The organism is Roseomonas sp. GC11 (genome assembly GCF_024437745.1).
Taxonomy (GTDB): domain Bacteria; phylum Pseudomonadota; class Alphaproteobacteria; order Acetobacterales; family Acetobacteraceae; genus Pseudoroseomonas.
The window spans coordinates 41,476-62,376 of the sequence record NZ_JANFNY010000019.1; the positions used below are offsets into that span (position 1 = coordinate 41,476).

At 70.9% G+C, this 20,901-nt stretch carries 22 protein-coding genes; 15 read left to right on the plus strand and 7 right to left on the minus strand.

From position 1 onward, the window contains the following. Positions 1 to 9 precede the first annotated feature (9 nt). From NON00_RS08070 to NON00_RS08130, 13 genes are all read left to right on the plus strand, one after another. Entirely contained in the window at positions 10 to 1,179 is a 1,170-nt protein-coding gene (locus NON00_RS08070; RefSeq protein ID WP_256019518.1) for an acyl-CoA dehydrogenase family protein, read from the plus strand. A 35-nt stretch (positions 1,180 to 1,214) separates the two neighbouring features. Continuing rightward, complete coding sequence (locus NON00_RS08075; RefSeq protein ID WP_256019521.1) at positions 1,215 to 2,480, plus strand: Rieske 2Fe-2S domain-containing protein; 1,266 nt, start codon at positions 1,215 to 1,217, stop codon at positions 2,478 to 2,480. 3 nt (positions 2,481 to 2,483) lie between these two features. Continuing rightward, positions 2,484 to 2,978, plus strand: a complete 495-nt coding sequence (locus tag NON00_RS08080) for an aromatic-ring-hydroxylating dioxygenase subunit beta (protein ID WP_256019524.1) — start codon at positions 2,484 to 2,486, stop codon at positions 2,976 to 2,978. Beyond that, on the plus strand, positions 2,975 to 3,721 hold the full coding sequence (locus tag NON00_RS08085) for an SDR family NAD(P)-dependent oxidoreductase (RefSeq protein ID WP_256019527.1): 747 nt from the start codon (positions 2,975 to 2,977) through the stop codon (positions 3,719 to 3,721). Before NON00_RS08080 ends, NON00_RS08085 begins: the two co-directional genes overlap by 4 nt. A gap of 20 nt (positions 3,722 to 3,741) precedes the next feature. Then, positions 3,742 to 4,701, plus strand: coding sequence for a PDR/VanB family oxidoreductase (locus tag NON00_RS08090; RefSeq protein WP_256019529.1), 960 nt, complete (start codon positions 3,742 to 3,744; stop codon positions 4,699 to 4,701). A 13-nt stretch (positions 4,702 to 4,714) separates the two neighbouring features. Next, on the plus strand, positions 4,715 to 5,221 hold the full coding sequence (locus NON00_RS08095) for a flavin reductase (protein WP_256019532.1): 507 nt from the start codon (positions 4,715 to 4,717) through the stop codon (positions 5,219 to 5,221). A gap of 122 nt (positions 5,222 to 5,343) precedes the next feature. After that, positions 5,344 to 6,342 (plus strand): tripartite tricarboxylate transporter substrate binding protein, encoded by a 999-nt coding sequence (locus NON00_RS08100; RefSeq protein WP_256019535.1) that lies wholly within the window; start codon positions 5,344 to 5,346, stop codon positions 6,340 to 6,342. A 29-nt stretch (positions 6,343 to 6,371) separates the two neighbouring features. Continuing rightward, positions 6,372 to 6,938 (plus strand): nuclear transport factor 2 family protein, encoded by a 567-nt coding sequence (locus NON00_RS08105; protein WP_256019538.1) that lies wholly within the window; start codon positions 6,372 to 6,374, stop codon positions 6,936 to 6,938. A 161-nt stretch (positions 6,939 to 7,099) separates the two neighbouring features. Continuing rightward, positions 7,100 to 8,080, plus strand: coding sequence for a tripartite tricarboxylate transporter substrate binding protein (locus tag NON00_RS08110; RefSeq protein WP_256019541.1), 981 nt, complete (start codon positions 7,100 to 7,102; stop codon positions 8,078 to 8,080). 19 nt (positions 8,081 to 8,099) lie between these two features. Next, entirely contained in the window at positions 8,100 to 8,510 is a 411-nt protein-coding gene (locus tag NON00_RS08115; protein ID WP_256019544.1) for a DUF4440 domain-containing protein, read from the plus strand. A gap of 35 nt (positions 8,511 to 8,545) precedes the next feature. Continuing rightward, positions 8,546 to 8,749 (plus strand): hypothetical protein, encoded by a 204-nt coding sequence (locus tag NON00_RS08120; RefSeq protein ID WP_256019546.1) that lies wholly within the window; start codon positions 8,546 to 8,548, stop codon positions 8,747 to 8,749. Beyond that, positions 8,746 to 8,892 (plus strand): hypothetical protein, encoded by a 147-nt coding sequence (locus tag NON00_RS08125; RefSeq protein ID WP_256019549.1) that lies wholly within the window; start codon positions 8,746 to 8,748, stop codon positions 8,890 to 8,892. Before NON00_RS08120 ends, NON00_RS08125 begins: the two co-directional genes overlap by 4 nt. Positions 8,893 to 8,910: 18 nt before the next feature. Then, positions 8,911 to 9,798 carry an intradiol ring-cleavage dioxygenase gene (locus NON00_RS08130; RefSeq protein ID WP_256019552.1) on the plus strand — a complete coding sequence of 296 codons (888 nt, stop codon included), beginning with the start codon at positions 8,911 to 8,913 and terminating at the stop codon, positions 9,796 to 9,798. Here the strand turns inward: NON00_RS08130 and NON00_RS08135 are convergent. After that, positions 9,777 to 10,256 carry a MarR family winged helix-turn-helix transcriptional regulator gene (locus NON00_RS08135; RefSeq protein ID WP_256019553.1) on the minus strand — a complete coding sequence of 160 codons (480 nt, stop codon included), beginning with the start codon at positions 10,254 to 10,256 and terminating at the stop codon, positions 9,777 to 9,779. The two genes, NON00_RS08130 and NON00_RS08135, sit on opposite strands and share 22 nt — an antisense overlap. Positions 10,257 to 10,571: 315 nt before the next feature. On the opposite strand from NON00_RS08135, the gene NON00_RS08140 reads away from it, so the two are divergent. Beyond that, positions 10,572 to 12,155 carry an ABC transporter substrate-binding protein gene (locus NON00_RS08140; protein ID WP_256019555.1) on the plus strand — a complete coding sequence of 528 codons (1,584 nt, stop codon included), beginning with the start codon at positions 10,572 to 10,574 and terminating at the stop codon, positions 12,153 to 12,155. Between the two features lie 168 nt (positions 12,156 to 12,323). Here NON00_RS08140 and NON00_RS08145 read toward each other — a convergent pair whose 3' ends face one another. From NON00_RS08145 to NON00_RS08170, 6 genes are all read right to left on the minus strand, one after another. Then, a complete protein-coding gene (locus NON00_RS08145; protein ID WP_256019558.1) occupies positions 12,324 to 13,760 on the minus strand; it encodes an FGGY family carbohydrate kinase in 1,437 nt (478 codons plus the stop codon). Beyond that, entirely contained in the window at positions 13,757 to 14,953 is a 1,197-nt protein-coding gene (locus NON00_RS08150) for an NAD(P)/FAD-dependent oxidoreductase (RefSeq protein WP_256019561.1), read from the minus strand. Before NON00_RS08150 ends, NON00_RS08145 begins: the two co-directional genes overlap by 4 nt. Further along, positions 14,953 to 16,362, minus strand: coding sequence for an NAD(P)/FAD-dependent oxidoreductase (locus tag NON00_RS08155; protein WP_256019564.1), 1,410 nt, complete (start codon positions 16,360 to 16,362; stop codon positions 14,953 to 14,955). Before NON00_RS08155 ends, NON00_RS08150 begins: the two co-directional genes overlap by 1 nt. A gap of 54 nt (positions 16,363 to 16,416) precedes the next feature. Then, positions 16,417 to 17,196 carry a DeoR/GlpR family DNA-binding transcription regulator gene (locus NON00_RS08160; RefSeq protein ID WP_256019567.1) on the minus strand — a complete coding sequence of 260 codons (780 nt, stop codon included), beginning with the start codon at positions 17,194 to 17,196 and terminating at the stop codon, positions 16,417 to 16,419. A gap of 166 nt (positions 17,197 to 17,362) precedes the next feature. Beyond that, a complete protein-coding gene (locus NON00_RS08165) occupies positions 17,363 to 18,325 on the minus strand; it encodes a tripartite tricarboxylate transporter substrate binding protein (protein WP_256019571.1) in 963 nt (320 codons plus the stop codon). 108 nt (positions 18,326 to 18,433) lie between these two features. Then, entirely contained in the window at positions 18,434 to 19,855 is a 1,422-nt protein-coding gene (locus NON00_RS08170) for an aldehyde dehydrogenase family protein (protein WP_256019574.1), read from the minus strand. 213 nt (positions 19,856 to 20,068) lie between these two features. On the opposite strand from NON00_RS08170, the gene NON00_RS08175 reads away from it, so the two are divergent. Beyond that, entirely contained in the window at positions 20,069 to 20,893 is an 825-nt protein-coding gene (locus NON00_RS08175; RefSeq protein WP_256019595.1) for an SDR family NAD(P)-dependent oxidoreductase, read from the plus strand. Positions 20,894 to 20,901 lie beyond the last annotated feature (8 nt).

Sequence of the window (20,901 nt, forward strand, 5' to 3'; positions counted from 1 at the left end):
GAGCTGAGAATGAACCATGCAGTCAGGGCTGCCGGCCCCCTTCCCGATGGCATCCCCGGCGCCGCCGGGGCATTCGGCGCATTGCTGGCGGAGGTCCAGGCGCGGCGCGATGAATTCGCCGCCCAGCGCCACCTCTCCCCGGACATCATCGAGCGCCTGCGGCAGATGGGGGTATACCGCGCGCTCGTCGCCCGCCGCTTCGGTGGTGACGAGCGCAGCCCCGGCGAATTCTGCCAGATGATCGAGCGCATCGCGCAGGCCGACGGCTCCGCCGGCTGGGTGGCGAGTTTCGGCGCGGCGGCGGCCTATCTCGCGGCCCTGCCCGAGGCCACGCTGGAGCAGGTCTATGCCCAGGGGCCGGATGTCGTCTTCGCGGGCGGCCTCTTTCCCCTCCAGCCGGCGCTCCGCACGCCGGAGGGGTTCCGCGTCTCCGGCTGCTGGAAATTCGCCAGCGGCTGCATGGGCGCCTCGCTGATCGGCGCCGGGATTTCCGTGCCGGGCGAGGAGAAGGGCGGCCTGCCGCGCGTGGCGGTGATGCCCGCCGACAGGGTCACCATCCGGCCGAACTGGGATGTCATCGGGCTCCAGGGCACCGGCAGCCATGATGTCGTGATCGAGGATGTGCTGGTGCCGGAGGCATGGACGCTGATCCGTGGCGGCGCCGCCTCGGTGGATTCCCCGGTCTATCGCTACCCCACCATGGCGCTCGCGGCGCAGGTCCTCGCCGTTGTCGGCCTCGGCGTGGCCCGCGCGGCGCTGGATGAGGTCACGGAACTGGCCGGGGGGCGGGTTTCCATCACCGGGGCGCCCCGCATGGCCGACCGCCCTTATGTGCAGTCCGAGGTGGCGCGGGCCGAGGCGATGCTCCGCGCCTCCCGCGCCTTTTTCTATGAAGCGACGGAGACGGTGTGGCGCACGGTGCTGGCGGGCGACCCCGCGCCGGCCGGGCAGGTCGCGCTGCTCCGCCTCGCCTCCACCCACGCGGCCCGGGCCTCGGCGCAGGTCGCGCGCATCGCCTGCGGCCTGGCGGGCACCACCGCCATCTACAGCGGGCACGCCCTGGCCCGCGCCATGTGCGACAGCCTCGTCGTCTCCCAGCACGCCTTCCTGAGCGAGGGGACGCTTCAGAGCGCCGGGCGCCTGCTGCTCGGCCTGCCTGGCACCCCTGGCTTTCCCTGACCGTCCCCACCGGCCATCAACACGAGAAGCCCCGCATGGACACCCTGACCGCGCCTTCCCTGGCGCTCGATGCCCTGGTCCAGCCGGACCGCGCCCGCACGACGCTCTACACCGACCCCGCCCTGTTCGAGGCGGAGATGAAGAAGGTTTTCGAGAACACCTGGGTCTGGGTGGCGCATGCCAGCGAGATTCCGCGCCCCGGCGACTTCAAGACCGCGCAGGTCGGGCTGCAGCCGGTCATCGTGGTGCGCGACCGCAAGGGCGTTGTGCATGTCCACGTGAACCGCTGCCGCCACCGGGCGGCCACGGTGTGCGAGGTCAGCAAGGGCAAGACCAGCAGCTTCGTCTGCCCCTATCACGGATGGAGCTATGCCCTCGATGGCTCGCTGCGCGGCGTGCCCTATGAGAAGGGGTATGATGGCGATCTCGACAAGAGCCAGTACCCGCTGCTCTCCCTGCGCGTCGAGGAGTATAACGGCCTCATCTTCGCGACCTTCAGGCGGGATCTGATGCCGCTCTCCGACTTCCTGGGCGGTGCGAGGAAGTGGATCGACCTGTTCATGAAGCAGGGCGGCGGCTTCCCGATCAGGACGCAGGGCGAGCACCGCTTCCGCTTCCCCGGCAACTGGAAGATCCAGCTGGAGAACACGACGGACGCCTACCACTTCCCGCTGGTCCACAAATCCTTCCTCACCGCCGCCGACAGCGAGACGGAAGAGAGCTGGGACATCATGAACAAGGGCGGCTATGTCGAGGATCTCGGCAATGGCCACAGCGTCATGGTCATGATGCCCGAGCTGGTGGACCTCGAGGAAAATCTCGACGCGCCGATTCCCGAAAAATTCAAGGCCCTGGCTGCCGAACTGGCGGAGGAGCATGACGAGATGACCGTCCGCCGCATCGTGCGGGCGGTGGGGGGGGTGGGCTTCAACCTGAACCTCTTCCCCAATCTCGGCTGCTCCGCCGCGTTCTTCCGCGTGCTGCAGCCGATCGCCGTGGATGATACGGAGGTCCGGCACGTGGCGCTGGGGATGGAAGGCGGGCCGGCCGCCGCCAACCGCGAGCGGCTGCGCATCCACGAGTTCTTCCAGGGGCCGATGGGTTTCGGCAGCCCGGACGATGCCGAGGTGTGGGACCGCGTGCAGCATGGCGCCCAGGGCGGGCGTGACCTGTGGGTCCTGCTCAACCGTGGCCTCTCGCATGAGGAGGTGCGGGAGGATGGCCACCGCCGCAGCGATGTGAGCGCCGAGACCGGCATGCGCGCGGCCTATGCCCAGTGGAAGCGGTTGATGGAGGCCTGAGGGATGGACACGAACATGCCCGCCATCGCGATCGATCTGGATGAGGCGATGCGCTTCGTCTGGCTGGAGGCCGACCTCCTGGACCATGCGTGCTATGCCGAGTGGCTGGCCCTCTGGACGCCCGGCGGCCGCTATGTCGTGCCGATCGAGCCCGGCGCCGAGGATTTCGAGAACACGCTGAACTACGCCTATGACGACCACGCCATGCGGGTGAAGCGGGCGGAGCGGCTGACCAGCGGGCAATCCGTCTCCGCCTCTCCGGTCGCGCGGACGGTCCGGCTCCTCTCGCGCTTCCGCCTGCTCTCCGCTGGCGTGGAGGGCTGCGAGCTGCGCTGTGCCCAGCTTCTCACCGAGTACCGGCGGGGACGGGAGCGGATGTACACGGCCGATCTCACCTTCCGCCTCGTGCGCGGGGCGGATGGCCTGCGCATCGACCGCAAGGTGATCCGCCTCATCAATGCCACGGATGCCCTGCGCGGCATCGGGTATATCCTGTGAGCGGGGCGCGCGTCGCCCTTGTCACCGGCGGCGGGAATGGCCTGGGCGCGGTCATCATCCGCCACCTGCACGCCGCCGGCTACCGCGTGGCGGCGGCCGACCTGGATGAGTGCGCGGCGCGCGCCGTGGCGGGCTCGCTCGATGCCGCCGGCGGCACGGCCATCGGCCTCGCGCTGGATGTCCGTTCCAGGGCGGACTTCGAGGCGGCGCTGGGCGCCCTGGTGGAACGCTGGGGCGGCGTCCAGGTGCTGGTCAACAACGCGGCCCGCACCGTGGCCCGGCCCGTCATGGAGATCACCGCCGGGGAATTCGACGATGTCGTCGCCGTGAACCTTCGCGGCACCTTCTTCGGCTGCCAGGTCTTCGGCGCGCATTTCCGCGACCGGGGGCATGGCCGGATCATCAACATGGCCTCGCTGGCGGGCCAGAATGGCGGCACGGCGACGGGGGCGCATTACGCGGCCTCGAAGGGCGCCATCATGACGCTGACGAAGGTCTTCGCGCGTGATCTCGGCCCGTCCGGCGTCACCGTCAACGCCATCGCGCCGGGGCCGCTGGACCTGCCCATGGTCCACCGGACCGTCCCGGCCGCCCGCCTGGCGGAGCTGAAGGCCGCCATCCCCGTGGGCGATATCGGCGACCCCGCCTTCGTGGCGAGCCTGGTCGTCCAGCTCGCCTCCCCCGAAGCCGCCTTCACGACCGGTGCCACCTGGGACGTGAATGGCGGCCTGTTCATGCGCTGAGGCCCGAGCGGGAAAGCCCCATGACAGAGCAGACCCTGAATGTCCTGATCGCCCGCCGCGAGGAGCAGGCTGAGGGCATCGTCGTCCTTGACCTCGTCGCGCCCGATGGAACCCCGCTCCCGGCTTTCGAGGCGGGGGCGCATCTGGACGTGCATGTGGGGCCGGGCCTCGTACGCCAGTATTCCCTCTGCGGTAGCCCCGCTGACACCGCGCGCTACCGCCTGGGCATTCTGCTGGATCCCGCCTCCCGCGGCGGCTCCGCGGCGATCCACCGCGCCTTCCATGCGGGGCGGCAGGTCACGGTCAGCAGGCCCCGCAACAATTTCCCGCTCTCCGCGGGCGCCGCGCATTCGGTCCTCATCGGCGGGGGCATCGGGGTCACGCCCATCCTGGCGATGGCGCACCACCTGGAGCGCGCGGGGCAGTCGTTCAGCGTGCATTACTGCGCGCGGGAGCGCGGGAAGGCCGCCTTCCTGAAGGAACTGGCCGAGGCGCCCTATCACGCCCGCGTCCACCTGCATTTCGATGACGAGGCCGAGGCGCAGCGCTTCATCCCGGCGCGCGACCTGCCGGAGCCCGCCCCCGGCACGCATCTCTACGTCTGCGGCCCGGCCGGCTTCATGGACTGGGTGATCGCCGAGGCCGGGAAGGCGGGCCACGCCGCCACAAACATCCACCGCGAATACTTCAAGGCGGAGGCGGATATGGCCGGCGGCGCCTTCGAGGTGGTCCTCTCCGCCTCGGGCAGGACGGTTCCGGTGCCTGCCGGCAGCAGCATCGTCCAGGCCCTGGCCGGGGCGGGCGTGAAAATCGCGCTGTCCTGCGAACAGGGTGTCTGCGGCACCTGCCTCTGCACCGTGCTGGAGGGCATCCCCGACCACCGCGACGTCTACCTGACCGAGGAGGAGAAGGCGGCGAACGACCAGATCCTCCTCTGCTGCTCGCGCGCGAAGACCCCGCGCCTCGTGCTCGATCTCTGAAGGAAGGCAGGCCATGGAGAACCGAACCACGGCGGATGCGTTCCGCACGGCGATGAGCCGCCTGGGCGCGGCCGTCAGCATCGTCACCACGGATGGCCCCGCCGGGTGCCATGGCCTCACCGCCTCGGCCGTGAGCAGTGTCACGGATGCGCCGCCGACCTTGCTGGCCTGCGTGAACCGCGCGGCGGGCGCCCATGATGTGCTGCGGGCCAACGGGGTGCTCTGCGTCAATGTGCTGGCCGGGCGGCACGAGGCGCTGTCCGCCCGCTTCGGCCGCCGGGGCCTCACGGTGGAGGAGCGCTTCGGCGATGCCGGGTGGCACCGCCTGGCCACCGGCGCGCCCGTGCTGGCCGATGCCGCCGTTGCCCTGGATTGCCGGATCGCGCGCGTGGTCGGGGTGGGCACCCACAGTGTCCTCTTCTGCGAGGTCGTGGAGATCGCGCTCGCGCCGGAGATCGGCGGGCTCATCTATTTCAACCGGGCCTACCACCACCTCGGCGGCGTGCCGGCCCATGCCTGAGAGGCGGCGGCCGGCCTGCCCGGCCGCCCCCACGCACGGAACCGCGGCCACATCAACGGATCGCGGGCCGGATACGGGAAGCGCGGGTCTCGGCCATCGCTGAGACAGCAGGAGACAGCACGATGAAGCGTCGTACCCTTGGCCTGGCCTCCCTGGGCTGGGCTTCTCTGGGCCTTGCCGCATCCCCGGTGCCGCTGCGCTGCGCGCAGGCGCAGCCGCCGCAGGGGGCATGGCCCTCGCGCTCCGTCCGCTGGCAGGTCGGCTATGGCGCGGGCGGTGCGAGCGACATGCTCGCGCGCCTCGTCGGCGGCGTGATCACCGAGCGGACGACAATCCCCGTGGTGGTTGAAAACCGCCCGAGCGGCGGCGCCATCGTGGCGACCGAGAATGTCGTCCGCAGCGCGGCCGATGGCTACACGCTGCTTCAGGTCGACAATGCCGTGATGGTCTACAATCCGGCGCTCTACACCCGCCTGCCCTTCGACCCGGACGCGGATCTGGCGCCGGTCGCCTTCGTCGGCCGCTTCCCGCTCTTCGTCCTGGTCCGCAGGGACAGCCCGCATCGCAGCTTCGCGGATCTGCTGGCGGCCTCCCGCAGGGCCAGCGTGACCTATGGCACGCCATCGGTCGCCTCCCCGCACCATCTGGGGATGGAGCTGCTGAAGATCCGTTCCGGCCTGGAGGCCACGCATGTGCCCTTCCGGGGCACGCCGCCCGCGGTGCAGGACATGCTCGCGGGCCGCATCGACTGCATGATGTGCGACGGGATGGCGGCGCTCCCGCTGCTGGCCAGCGGCGATGCCCGCGCCCTGCTGGCGGCGCATGGGGAGCGCCTGCCCTATGCCCTGGACGTGCCCACGGCCCGCGAACTGGGCTTCGACGCCGTGGCGCCCGGCTGGCAGGGGGTCTGCGTCGCCGCCGCCACCCCGGCCCCGGTGCGGGAGATGATCGAGAGCGCCCTGGCCAGCGCGCTCGCCGCGCCGAAGGTCACCGAGCGGCTGGCCACCCTCGGCGCCGAGCGCCCCGCCGGCGGCGTCCGGGAATTCCTCGCCTACATCCGGCAGGAGCGCGCCCTCTGGCGGCCCCTGATCCGCGAGCTCGGCCTGCGGATGGACAGCTAGGCCGTTTCCCACAACCCCGGAGACCCTCGATGAATCACGATGATCTGACGGCTGCCGTGGCGGCCCTGACCCGCGAAGTGCAGGTGCTCCGCGCCGAGGCGGAGATCCGCCGCCTGCAGGCCCGCTACATGTTCCTCTGTGACACCCCCTGCCCGGAGCCGGGCTGTGCCGATGATGCCGCCCGGATCGAGAAGATCCTGGAGCTCTACACCGAGGATGCGGTGTGGGAGGGCGTTGGCGCCTACTACGACAATCAGTTCGGGCGCAGTGTGGGCAAGGACGCCATCCGCAGGCACTTCCAGGGCTTCTGGGGGCAGAAGCGCGACCCGGCCCTGATCCTGAACGTGCACTACCTGACCTCCGAGCAGATCCATGTGCGCGGGGACGAGGCGGATGGCCAGTGGGTGCACATGCAGCCCTGGATCTTCTCGGATGGTTCCTCCCTGATCCGCTCCAGCCGCCTCAACAACCTCTTCCGGCGGGTGGATGGCGTCTGGAAGGTGTCGCGCACGCGGACCGAGAATGTTTTCGTCGCGCCGATGCCGCCGAACTGGGCCGAGAGCCTCCCCTCCGCCTCCGTCCTCATGGCGGCGTGACGGGGCAGCCCGGCGCGATGAACCCTCGCGAGGCCACCCCCTGCGGCCGGCCGTCCCGCCGGCGCGGGGGAGCCTTCCCCTCCATCCAGGCCGGCCCCGCTGCCGGGGAGACCGGCGGCGCCCTGCCGCCGGACATTGCCACCAACCAGGGGAACCGACCCATGACCGCTTCCTTCCATCGCCGTGCGCTCCTCGCGGCGGGCCTCGCGCCATTGGCGGCCCCCGCGCTGGCGCAGCCCGGCCCCTATCCCTCGCGGCCGGTGACGCTGCTCGTCGGCTTTCCGCCGGGTGGCCAGTCCGATTTCATCGCGCGCCTCGTCCAGCCCGGGCTGTCCCGGCTGCTGGGCCAGCCCGTGGTGGTGGAGAACCGCGCGGGCGCGGCCGGCAATATCGCGATCGAGGCGGCGATGCGCGCCCGCCCGGACGGGCACACCCTGTTCGCGGCCAATGGTGCCTTCGTCACCATCAACCCGCACACCTTCCCCAATCTCGGCGTCGATCCACGCCAGCTCGTGCCCGTGGGGATGCTGGCGCAGTCGCCCATGGTGCTGAATGTCCACACGGCGGTCCCGGCGCGGAGCATCGCCGAATTCGTCGCCTGGGCGAAACCGCAGCCGGAGGTGCTCTATGGCTCGGTGGGCGCGGGCACGCTGGGGCATGTCGCCATGGAGTATCTCGCCGCCCGCACGGGCCTGACGAACCTGACCCATGTGCCGTATCGCGGCGGCGGCCCGGCCAACCAGGACCTGCTGGCGCACCGCTTCGCCGGCCTGTTCGATGGCGCGTCCGGTGCCCTGCCCTTCATCCGCGGCGGGCAGAGCCGCGCCATCCTGGTCACCAGCCCGCAGCGCTCGCCCGTGCTGCCGGAGGTGCCGACGGCTGTGGAGCAGGGGCTGGAAGGCTTCACCTTCACCAACTGGTTCGCCCTCTTCGCCCCGCCCGCCACGCCGCCCGCCATTGTGCGGCAGGTGAACGCGGCGCTGGGCGAGGTGATGGCCAGCCCGGAGGTGCGCGGCCGCATCCTGGCCCAGGGCGACACGCCCGGCGGCGGCGGGCCGGAGGGGGTGGAGGCGCTGATCGCGCGGGAATACCCCCAGTGGGGCAGCGTCATCCGTGACCAGAAGATCCGCGCGGATGGCTGACAGGGACGGGAGAACCGATTTGCACACCAAGAACCGTGACGATTTCGCGGCGCGCGCCGCGCGCGAGGTGGTGGACCTGCACACCGTGCTGCAGGCCTGGTTCAACGCGGAAGGAAGCGAGGATGTGGCGACCGTGCTCGACCATTTCGACGAGGGCTTCACCATGATCACCCCCACCGGCGCCGTGGTGACCTACGACGCGGCCAGGGCCGGCTTCGCGGCGGGCCGTGGCGGGCGCAGGAGCCTGGTCATGGAGATCAGCGACGTGGTGGTGCGCCATGTGGACGCCACCTCCGCGCTGGTCAGTTACCGGGAGCGGCAGACCCAGGATGGCAAGGTGACGAACCGCCTCTCCACGGCACTGCTGCTGGACCGCCCGGATCGCGCGGCGCCCGTCTGGCGGCACCTGCAGGAAACCTGGCAGCCCTGAGCCGGCTGCGACGCGAGGGGAGGGGAGGGGACGAGATGGCGCAGGCCGAGATGTGGGGCACCTACCTGTTCCGCGGCCTTCGGGTGCGGGTGATCCAGCAATGGTCCGACCCTTTCGGGGTGCGGATGGTGCGGATCGAGATGGCGGCCGGGGAGGATGACAGGGCCGAGGGCATGCCCGAGGAGGCTTTCCTGCGCGAGGCCGCCGCCTGCCCGCCTGCCGGCGGGGGGCGGCCTTGACCGGGCTGTCCCGGCCAGGGGTGCGCATCCGGCCGGTCGCCGGTGCGGTATGGCGGCGCGGTATGGCGGCGCGGTATGGCGGCGCGGTGCCGCCCGCGCCGCTGCGCCGCGCCTTCCCGGGTGAGGCGCCCTCCTACGACTGAACCGCGGGAGGAAACCCGATGAGGAATTTCGACGAGGGCCGCATCACCCGCGCCGTGCTGGAACGCCTCTCCGGCGCCCGCTCGCCACGCGCGCGCCAGGTGAGCGAGGCCCTGGTCCGCCACCTGCACGCCTTTATCCGCGAGGTGAGGCCCACCCAGGCGGAATGGGGGGAGGGCATCGCCTTCCTGACCGGGGTCGGGGCGATGTGCTCGGCGACCCGGCAGGAGTTCATCCTGCTCTCCGACACGCTGGGCGTCTCCATGCTCGTCGATGCCATCAACCATGCCGGCCAGGGCGGGACGACGGACACCACGGTGCTCGGCCCCTTCTATGTCGAGGGGCCGCCCGAGCTGCCGCTGGGGGCCGATATCGCCGGCCCCTGCGCGGGCGAGCCGATGCGCGTCGAGGGCACGGTGAGCGATACCGGGGGGCGCCCCCTGCCGGGTGCCTGGGTCGATGTCTGGCACTCGGATGCGCAGGGGTATTACGACGTGCAGAGAGGCGATGCCGGGGCCCCGGGCCTCGCCCTGCGGGCGCGTTTCCGCACCGATGCGCGGGGCCGCTTCCATTTCCGCTCCATCGTGCCCTCCTTCTACCCGGTTCCGCATGACGGTCCGGTGGGGCGGATGCTGGAGGCACAGGGGCGGCACCCCTACCGCCCCGCCCATGTGCACTTCATGATCGGCGCCCCGGGCTTCACGACGCTCGTGACCCACCTCTTCCTGGCGGATGATCCCTACCTGGATTCGGATGTGGTCTTCGGCGTCAAGGATTCACTGATCCGGCCGCTGGAGCGGGGCACGGGCGGGGCGGTCCTGCGCTATGACTTCGTGCTGCCCGCGGGCGCCCAGGAAGAGCCGGCCCCGGCGGGCAGCCCAGGGCGTCAGAGCGAGAGGTTGCCGTAGATCTTCTCCGCCAGCCGGGCGAATTCCAGCATTTCCTCGTCCGCCACGCCGCGGAAGGCTTCCTCGAAGATGAGGCCGGCCTTCTCGCGAACCTGTTCGAGGGCCTCCCGACCCTGGCCGGTGATCGAGACGATGACCGAGCGGGCATCCTCGCTGGAGACTTCCGTGGTGACGAGGCCCTGGAGCGCCATGCGCTGGATGATCTTCGCCATGGTCGAGAGCTGGGCCACGGCCTCGTCGGCGATCCGGGAGACGGTGGACGGGCCGCGCGCGTCCAGCAGGCCCAGCACCCGCCATTGCGGGACATCCATGCCGATGGGCTTCAGCACCGCGTTCATGCGCCGGTGATAGGCGCCCACGAGCCGCGCCGCATGATAGAGGGGGGACTTCTCGATCCGGTAGAACGGGCTGGCTGGATTGGCTTCCTGCCGGGGGAGCCTGGGCTTCTTGGGCGGCATGTCCTGGTCGTGTTCTCGTGGGCCCGGTGCAGGATGGAGGCGTTCCGGCGGGCTGCTCAGGCTTTTCCCGCTCCGCCCGGGCCATACCGGACTTCCCCCGCGAACTCAAACCGTGATCTGGCGGCCCGCCGGCCAGGCCCCGCGCCTCGGCCCAGGGATGTGGTCGGGAAATCGGCAAAAAATTGACTGTTCAGACAAGAAAATTTCTAAATCTTGACCGATCGGGCGTGATGTTCCTAGGCTTCCCACCGCAGGATGCGGCCCGGCGCCGCGTGCCAGACACCGGCTCCAGGCCCGCGAGAGAGGAACGACACCATGCTGCGCCGCAGCTTCCTGAAGACGGCCGCCACCTCGGGCGCCCTGCTGTCGAGGCCCTCGCTGGTGGCGGCACAGGGCCAGCGCGCGCTCACCTTCATCCCGCAGGCGGATCTCGCGGTGCTGGACCCGGTCTGGACCACCGCCTATGTCACCCGCAACCACGGCTACATGGTGTTCGACACGCTCTTCGGCCTGGATGCCCATCTGCGCCCCGTGCCGCAGATGGCCGAGGGCGCGGCGGTCGAGGAGGAGGGGAAGGTCTGGCGCATCCGGCTGCGCCCTGGCCTGCGCTTCCATGATGGCGAGGCCGTGCTGGCGCGGGACTGCGTGGCCAGCATCCGGCGCTGGGGCAGGCGCGATGCCTTCGGCCAGGCGCTGATGGCGGCCACCGATGAGATATCGGCCGCCGATGACCGCACCATCCTCTTCCGCCTGAAGGCGCCGTTCCCGCTGCTGCCCCATGCGCTGGGCAAGGCGCCCTCCCTGATGTGCGCCATCATGCCGGAGCGCCTGGCGCAGACCGATGCCTTCACGCAGGTCACCGAGATGGTCGGCAGTGGCCCCTTCCGCTTCCGGGCGGAGGAGCGCGTGCCCGGCGCCCAGGTGGTGTATGAGAAATTCGCCGGCTATGTGCCGCGCGAAGGCGGCGCGCCGGGCTGGACGGGCGGCCCGAAGGTCGTGCATTTCGACCGTGTCACCTGGAAGGTGGTGCCCGACGCGGCCACCGCGGGCGCCGCGCTGCAGAGCGGTGAGGCCGATTGGTGGGAATACCCGCTGCACGACCTCCTGCCGGCGCTGGCGCGCGGGCGCGGCGTGAAGGTCGAGATCAGCGACCCCACGGGCATGATCCCGACCATGCGCATGAATACCCTCACAAAGCCTTTCGACAACCCGGCCATCCGCCGCGCGCTTCTCGGCGCCATCGAGCAGGCGGATTTCATGCAGGCCCAGGTGGGCGACGATCCGCGCATGTACCGCACCGGCGTCGGCGTCTTCTGCCCCGGCACGCCGATGGCGAACGAGGCCGGCCTTGCCGCCCTGACCGGCCCGCGCGACCTCGGCGCGGTGCGCAAGGCCATCCGTGAGGCCGGTTACCAGGGCGAGAAGGTGGTGATGCTCGCCGGGCAGGACGTGCCCAATGTCAAGAATGCCTGCGACCTCGCCGCCGACATGATGCGGCGCGTCGGGCTGGAGGTCGACTATCAGGCAGTGGACTGGGGCACGGTCATCCAGCGCCGCGCCAGCAGGGAGCCGACGGAGAAGGGCGGCTGGAGCTGCTACTGCTCCTCCTGGGGTGGCATCGACCACCTGGACCCCGCCGGGCACCTGATGCTCCGCGGCAATGGCAGCTTCTTCGGCTGGCCCAGCAGCGAAAGGCTGGAAGCCCTGCGCGGGCAATGGTTCGCGGCGCCCGACCTCGCCGCGCAAAAGGCCGTGGCCGAGGCGATCCAGCGGCAGGCGCTGGAAGTGGACGTGCCCTACCTGCCCTTCGGCCAGTATATCCAGCCCACCGCCTACCGCTCCGACCTGCAAGGCGTGCTGCCGGGCTTCGCCACCTTCTGGAACGTCCGCAGGGGCTGAGAGGCCGTCGGCCGGCATGGGGCATGGTCTTGAGAGGGGCTTCGCCCCTCTCAAACTCTCCCCACCAAAGGCCTGAGGCCTTTGGAAACCCAACAGAAGGCGGGTGCAGGGGACCCCATCCCCTGTCCAAGGGAAAGAAAGGGGGGCGTTTGAGGGGGCAAAGCCCGTTCATCCCTCCGCCCAGCCTCGCGCCAGGGCGATGGCGCGGGCGAAGCGGTCATGCAGCGCGGGTGGCAGTGGCGCCTCCGGCGCCACGCGCCGGGTGCCGTCCGGCCGTGGCCGCTCCGGCTGGCCCAGCGCCTCCAGGCACAGGTGCAGCACGCCCAGCGCCGTGATATCGGCCGAGCCCGCCACCTCCAGCGGCATGCCCAGCGCATCGGCCAGGAAGCGGGTGAAATAGGCGCTGCGGCTGAGCCCGCCATCCACCGCGATACGCCCCGTGCCCCCCGGCAAGCCATCCAGCGCGCCGCGCAGCGCCCGCACCAGCTCCGCCGCCCGCAGGGCGATGCCCTCCAGCACCGCCCGCCGCAGATCCGCCGGCCCGGTGGAGAGGTCCAGCCCCAGCCAGGTGCCGCGCGCGGCGCGGTCCCAGTGCGGGCTGCCCAGCCCCGCCAGCGCCGGCACGAAGGCCAGCCCGCGTGCCAGGGCGCTGGGGCCGGTGAAGCCGTCCAACCCGGCATATCCACCGGGCAGCAGGCCGCATTCCCGCAGCCACTCGATGGTGGCGCCGGCGGTCAGCAGGCCGCCATCCAGCGCATAGAGTGGCGCCTGCCCCGCCATCTGCCAGGCGCAGGTGGGCAGCAGCCCGCCCGGCATGCCGCCCACCGGCGCGGGGCCGGTGAGGCCAAGGGCAAAGGCGCCGGTGCCGAAGGTGATCTTCAGGTCGCCCGGTTCCCGGCAGCCATGGCCGAAGAGGGAGGCCTGCTGATCCACCACGCTGGCCACCATCCGGGCGCCACCGGGCAGCTGGCCGAAGCCGCCCGTGGTGGGGCGGATCTCCGGCAGGCACTCCACCGGCACGCCGAAGGCCGCGCAGAGCTCCGCATCCCAGCACAGCCGGCGCAGATCCATCAGGCTGGTGCGGGAGGCGGTGGAAGGGTCCGTGGCGCAGGTGCCGGTCAGCCGGTGCAGGAAGAAGGCGTCGCTGGTGCCGAGCCGCAGCCGGCCCTGGCGCAGCAGCGCGCGGGCACCCGCGGCATTGTCCAGCAGCCAGCGCAGCTTGCCGGCGGAGAAATAGGCATCGAGCGGCAGCCCGGCGCGCGCCAGGGTCAGCGCCTCCACCCCCTGTGCCTTCAGGCGGGCGATGGCATCGGCGGTGCGCTCATCCTGCCAGACGATGGCATGGTGCAGGGGCTGGCCGCTTTCCGCATCCCAGGCCACCACGGTCTCGCCCTGGTTGGCGAGGCCCGCGGCGGCGCAGGGGCCGGCCAGCCGCACCAGCTCCCCAAGCTGCGCCAGGATTTCCCCCGCGTCATGCTCCACCCAGCCGGGGCGGGGGCGGATCTGCCGGTGGGCGCGCTGGCCCACCAGGGAGAGCACGCCATCCCGCCACAGATAGGCCCTGCTGGAGGTCGTGCCCTGGTCGAGGGCCAGGATGCCGTTCATGCCAGTTCCACCGTCACCCCGGCGGCACCCCTGAGCAGGCCGGTATCGAGGGGCAGGGTGATGCGCCGCTCCGGCAGGGCGTGGATCGCCCGCTGCCACAGCACCACCCCGCCGGCGGAGAGGCGCAGCCAGCCCCGCCCGGCGGCGGCGGCGCGGGCCAGCAGCCGCACCATGCCATCGCCGGGCACCACGCGCTGGGGATAGACATAGCGCAGCCCCCCCGCCGCCACGACCGGCAGCGCGGCCGAGGGGGGCGGCAGGCGGCCCTCCAGGGCGCGCAGCATGGCCCGCGCGGCGGCGGCGCCCTCCGCGGCGGCCGCGCCGGAATGCTCCACCGGGCGCAGCACATTGCCGGCGGCGAAGAAGGCCGGGTCCGAGCAGCGCCAGTGATTGTCGATGGCGGGGCCGCCGGTGCCGGGGTCCATGGTGAGATGGCCGGCCCGCGCCAGCGCCGCCTCCGGCACGAAGCGGCCGGAGAGGATGACGCCATCGCAGGCGATGCGCTCCCGCCGCCCGTCCCGTTCCACCAGCACCGCCTCCACCCGGCCCTGCCCCTCCACCGCCAGCAGCCGCGTGGCGGTGCGGACCGGCACGCCGAGCAGGTGGCGCGCCACCCAGTCGCCGGGGCGGCGGGCGGTGATGCGGCGCCCGGCCTCCAGCATCGCCACGGGGCGGATGCCGGCCTGGCGGGCGGTCAGCAGGGCGGAGAAGGCGACCAGCTCCGTCCCCAGGATCACCGGGCGGAGGAAGGGCCGCATGCCGCCGGCATGGACCATCTCCTGGAAGGCGCCGGTGCTGAGCACGCCCCAGGGCCGCGTGCCGGAGAGCAGCCGGGCGCTGCGCGGCATTTCCCGGATGCCGGCCGCGAGCAGCACGGCGCGGGCGTGGAGCGTCTCCGTCCCGGCGGCGCTGTTGACCTCGACCCCGCCCCCCGGCGCCAGGGCGGTGACGCTGTGGCCGGTGCGGATTTCCGCCGCCGCCGCCGCGCGCACCAGTTCGCGGGCGTAGCGCGGGCCGCTCCACAGCCGGTGGAAATCGAGCATCCCCCAGCCCGGATGGGCGGCGAAGCGCGGCAGGCCGCCGGCCTCCGGGTTGCGTTCCAGCACCAGCACGTCGCGCAGCCCGGCGGCGGCCAGGTGGCGCGCCGCCGTCAGCCCCGCTGGGCCGGCGCCGATGATGATGGCTTGGCGCATCAGCCCGCCCCCCCATCCAGCGGCGCGACCAGCCCGGGCAGGTGCGGCGCCGCGATCTCCAGCACGCGGCGGGTGCAGTAGAAGCCCTGGCAGCGCCCCATCATGCAGCGCGTGCGCCGCTTCAGCCCGCCGAGGTCGCCGGCGGGCAGGGGGGGCGCCAGCGCGGCGGTGATCTCGGCGCGCGTCACCATCTCGCAGTGACAGATGATCTCGTCCCGGCCGGGCTGCTGCCAGGGGCGGGGCAGGGTTTCCGTGAGGTTGGGCACCGGCGTCCAGATCGGCTCCGGCGGCGGGGGCAGGGGGGCGAAATGCGCGCCGTACAGCTCCAGCAGATAGGCCGCGATGCCGAGCGAGCCGGTCAGCCCGGTGGAGCGGATGCCGCCCACCGTGATCCAGCGCCGCGCCGGCAGGGCCTCGATCTGGTAGTCCTTGAACTGCGTGGCCGGGCGCAGCCCGGCATAGGTGGCGGTGACGGGCTCCTCCGCCAGGGCGGGGATCATGCGGCGGCCCTGGCGGAGCAGCTCCACCAGGGCGGCCTCCTCCACCGTGGCGGCCTCGCGGTCCTGCTGTTCCTCGGCGGTGGGGCCGACCAGCAGGTTGCCGAAGGCGGTGCGGCTGATCACCACCCCCTTGGTGCGCTCATTCGGCACGGGGAGGATGATGGACCGGGCCAGGGCGAAGGCCGTCTTGTCCAGCACCACGAACTGGCCCTTGCGCGGGCGGATCTCGAAGGGGCTGGGGCGGGCGATGGCTTCCACGATGTCGCCCTGGTTGCCGGCGCAGTTCACCACCACCCGCGCCCGCAGCGGGCCGGCCGAGGTTTCCAGCTGCCAGCTTCCATCCTCCGCCTGCCGCCCCGCCGTGACACGGGTCTCGCGCAGCAGCGTGCCGCCATGCGCGAGGCCCTGGCGGGCATAGGCCAGGGGCGCCGACCAGGGGTCGATCACCGCCTCCCCCGGCACCAGCACGCCGCCCAGCAGGTCCGGCGCCAGATGCGGCTCGCGCTGGCGCACCTCCGGCGCGGAGAGGAGCCGGACATCGGCCACGCCATTGGCATGGGCGCGGGCGACGATGCCCGGCAGGGCCGCCAGGTCGGCCTCCGTCCAGGCCACCACGATGGCGCCCGTCTCCAGCAGTGGCAGGCCCAGCCGCGCGTGGAGGGCACGGTAGGCGGCATGGCCCTGCCGCATCAGCCGGGCTTCCAGGCTGCCGGGCACGGCATCGAAGCCGGTGTGGAGCAGGGCGCTGTTGGCCTTGCTGGCGCCGCTGAGCAGATCGGCCCCCCGCTCCACCAGCGCCGCCCGCAGGCCGGCCATGGCGAAGGCGCGGAAGGCCGCGCAGCCGACCACCCCGGCGCCGATGATGAGGATGTCGAAGGCGGGGTCCGGCCCGGTCTGCGCGCGTGTCATGCCGGAGGTATATGACCGAGCGGTCAAATCATGCCAGATGAAATGTGGATTCAGTCATTCCCTGCGGGGGCCGGCCCCGGCCGCCAGGATCACCTCCACCCCGGCGGCCTGCAGCGCCGCCTGCAGCGGCGGCGGCGGCGCCCGCTCCGTGACCAGCCGGGCGATGGCGGGCAGGCCGCAGAGGCGGAACAGGGCGGGGCGGCCGAACTTGCTGGCATCGGCCAGCACCGTCACCCGCCGGGCGCGCTCGATCATGCCGCGTGCGATCTCCGCCTCCTGGAGGTCGAAATCATGGAGGCCATCGGCGGTGATGCCGCCCACCGTCAGCACCGCGTGGTCCGGCTGGAAGCCGGAGAGCTGTTGCAGCACCAGGGAACCGACATTCTCCCCGGCATCATGCCGGTGCTCGCCGCCCAGCAGGAAGGCGCGGTTGCCGCCGCCGCGCGAGAGATGCTGCGCGATGCCGATGGAATTCGTGATCACCGTCAGCCCGTCCTGCCGCGCGAGCGCCGCGGCGAAGGCCAGGGTGGTGGAGCCGGTATCGATGAACAGCGTCTCGCCCGGGCCGAACAGCGGGGCCGCCGCCTCGCCGATGGCCTGCTTGGCCTCCTGGTTCTCGGTCATGCGCTGGGCGAAGGCGCCCTCGGCCATCCGCTCCGGCAGCACGGCGCCGCCATGGAATTTGCGCAGCCGGTCGCGCGCGGCCAGTTCCGTCAGGTCCCGGCGGATGGTTTCCTGCGAGGTGCCGAGCTGCCGGGCCAGGGCCTCCACGGTCAGGCGCCGGTGCTCGGCCAGCAATTCCAGGATGCGCTCGCGACGCTCGGCAACACGCATGGGCCACTCTCCTTCCGGGAGGCCCTGGCTTATAGCGGCCCTGCCGGGCTCCGCAAAAAGCACCCGCGCGCGCCGGCCGGTCCTGCCCTGCCGGCACGCCAGGAAGAAGCCGGGCATGCCCCGATGCGCCCGGCCGCATGAGGGCGGTGGTGCGCAGGCCTTGGGATCAATCCATCGCGCTGAGCCTGTTGTCACGCACCACCTGGCCCCAGCGCCGGGCCTCCTCATTCATGAAGCGCGCCAATTGCTGGGGGCCACGGATTTCCGGCGTGAAGCCGGCCGCCGTGAGGCGCTCACGGGTCTGCGCATCCTGGAGCGCAGCCTCGAAGGCCGCGCCGAGCCGGGTGACGATCGCCGCATCGGTATTGGCCGGCGCCAGGAAAGCATACCACAGGCGGACATTGAAATCTTCGAAGCCGAGTTCGGCCATCGTCGGCACATCGGGCAGGCTGGGCAGGCGTGCCGGCGATGTCACGGCGAGCGCGTGCAGCTGCCCCGCCGCGCGCAGGGGGGAAACCTCGGAGGCTGAGGGGAACATCATGGTGATGAAGCCCCCCGCCATGGCTTGCAGGCTATCCGGATTGCCGCGGAAGGGGACATGCGTTCCCTTGCCCTGCATCTCGTTCAGCAGCCTGACGGCGGCCAGATGCGCCAGCGTCCCGGCCCCACCCGAACCATAGGAGACGCCATCGCCGCGCGCGGCGGCGGCCTTCAACTGCGCGAAGGAGCGGATGCCCGAGGCATTCGAGACCACGAGCGCCATGGGAAACGAGCCGACACCGAGGATCGGCACAAAATCGCGCTGGATGCTGTAGGGAAGCTTTTGCAGCACCGTCTGGATCAGGGCGGAGGTGGTCAGGCTCAGGATCGTGTATCCATCGGGCTCTGCGCGTGCGACGTGGTTCGTCCCGATCGTGGTGCTGCCTCCGGGCCGGTTGTCGACGAAAATCTGGCCGTTGAGATCGCGCGCCGCCCGTTCCCCCAGCGTGCGCGACACGATATCGCCGACGCCACCGGCCGGATTGGGCACGACGATTCGGATCGGGCGGTTTGGATAGGATGTGCTGGCGAAAGCCGGCCGCGTGAGGCCGCCCATGGCCAGCGCGGCCAGCAGGCTTCTTCTGTGCATTCTTGGCTCCCTTGTGCTGGTTTTCGTTGTCAGGCGGCCGGCGGGCCTTTGGCCTGTCCCTGCCCTTCTCCCCGCATGGGAAGAAGGGGCCGCCTGATGCTCAGGCGGTCACGCCGCCGCGCCGAAGATGGCCTTGGTCTCGAGATATTCCTCCAGACCGAATTCCCCCATCTCGCGGCCATTGCCGGAGTGCTTGTATCCCCCCATGGGTGCTGCGGGGTGGGCGGGCGCGCCATTGATCGCGATCCGCCCGGCGCGAATTCCGCGGGCGACACGCAGCGCCTCCCCGTTATCGGCGGAGAAGACATAGCCGCCGAGGCCATAGGGCGTGTCGTTCGCGAGCCGGATGGCCTCCTCCGTATCGATGTAGGAGAGGAGCGACAGGACCGGACCAAAGATTTCCTCGCGCGCGATGGTCATGGCCGGCGTGACATCGGCGAAGACCGTCGGCTGCACGAAGTAGCCCTTTTCCAGCCCGGCGGGGCGGCCCGGGCCACCGGTGAGAAGACGCGCGCCTTCCTCGATGCCGCTGCGGATATAGGCCTGCACGCGCTCGAACTGCGCGCGGTTGACGAGAGGGCCGAGATCCGTCTCCGGATCTTCCGGATTGCCGACGCGCAGGGCTTCGGCCGCCTGGATGAGATGGTTCTCCAGCGCGGCGGCCTCGTCCCGGTGCACCAGGAGCCGGCTCGGCGCATGGCAGGATTGCCCGGAATTGAAGAAGCCGCGCGCGATGGTCCAGCGTGCCGCGGAGGCAAGGTCGGCGCCCGGCAGGATGATATTGGCCGACTTGCCACCGAGTTCCTGCGCGACGCGCTTGACGGTCGGCGCCGCGGCCGTGGCGACAAGAATGCCGGCGCGGGTCGAGCCCGTGAAGGAGACCAGGTCGATATCGGGATGGCGGCTGATGGCGGCCCCGACACCCTGGCCATCGCCGATGACGAGGTTGAACACGCCGGCCGGCACGCCGGCCTCGTGCAGGATCTCCGCCAGCAGCAGGGCGCTGCGCGGCGAATGTTCGCTCGGCTTCAGCACGACGGTGCATCCCGCTGCCAGGGCATAGGCCAGTTTCGTGCAGGGCGATTGCACGGGCCAGTTCCAGGGCGTGATGAGGCCACAGACGCCGATCGGCTCACGCAGCACCATGCTGCCTTCCATCATCCGCTCAAAACGGTAGGTGGCGAGCGTCCTGCGGGCCTGCCGGAATTGTTCCGCCGCGCCTGTCACCTGCACCCTGGCCTTGACCGGAGAGCCCATCTCTTCCGTCAAGGTGCGTGCCAGATCTTCCTGCCGGGCGACACAGCCATCAATGATGCGGTCCAGCAGTGCAAGCCGTTCCTCCCTGCTGGTGGCAGAGAAATCCGTGAAGGCCGCGCGTGCGGTGCGCACCGCGAGGTCGACATCTCCGTCATTGCCGAGGCCGACTGTGGCGAAGGCTTCCTCTGTCGCCGGGTTGACCAGGATATGGCGGCCCTTGCCCCGCGCCTCCACCCAGGAACCGCCGATATAGAAATGTTGGTGTTGTTTCATGGAACCCTCCCGGTCTGGCCGCCACGCCAGCCTAGACAGCCACGCCCGGTGCGGAAAGCAGGCCGTGCTTGAAGATATAAAACAGGATTATAGCAAGAGCGCAGGCGGTGGCCTTCCATCTGGAAGGCCAGGCCTGGGGAGGAATAGACAGGATCAGGAAAGGCCGGATCCCCAGCCACGGGGCAGGGCCGCAGCCCGGGAGAGAAAACGCCAATGGACACACTCACGACCACGCATGCCCCCGCTGATTCTGGTGTGCCCGCCTATGCGCGTGACTTCGGCGTGCGTGAGCGCGTCGTCATCATCACGGGCGCGGGGCAGGGAATTGGCCGTGAGGTCGCGCGCCAGTTTGCCGCGGCGGGGGCCAGGGTTGTTGTCGCCGATGTGAATGGCGGAAGGGCTTCTGCCGTATCGCGCGAGATCATCGCCGCTGATGGCGATGCGCTGGCCCTGACCACGGATGTTGCCGACAAGGCCTCGGTGGAGGCCATGGCTGATGAAGTCCTGCACCGCTACGGCCGCATCGATGTGCTCATCAACAACGCCTCCATCTTCGCCAGTATCAACAAGCGCACTTTCGATGAGATCCCGCTCAGCGAATGGGAGCAGGTTCTGCGGGTCAACGTGACGGGGACTTATCTGGCATGCTGCGCCGTCGCACCGGCGATGCGCCGTGCCAACTGGGGCCGCATCATCAATATCTCATCGGACTCTGTGCCGCGCGGCATCCCGAACTATCTGCACTATGTGACCTCCAAATCCGCGATCATCGGCATGACCAACGCGCTGGCGCGTGAACTCGGCTCCTATGGGATCACCGTCAATTGCCTTCGCCCTGGCGCCATCGCCACGGAGGTCGAGCGCACGCACAATCCGACGATGACCTTCCGCACCAAGATCCTCGGCGAGCAGTGCCTGGGGCGCGGGCAACTCCCGGAGGATCTCGCGGGTATCATGATCTTCCTCGCGACCTCGGCGGCCGGTTTCGTGACGGGGCAGACCATCGCGGTGGATGGTGGTCTGACGCATAGCAGCTAGAGGATCGC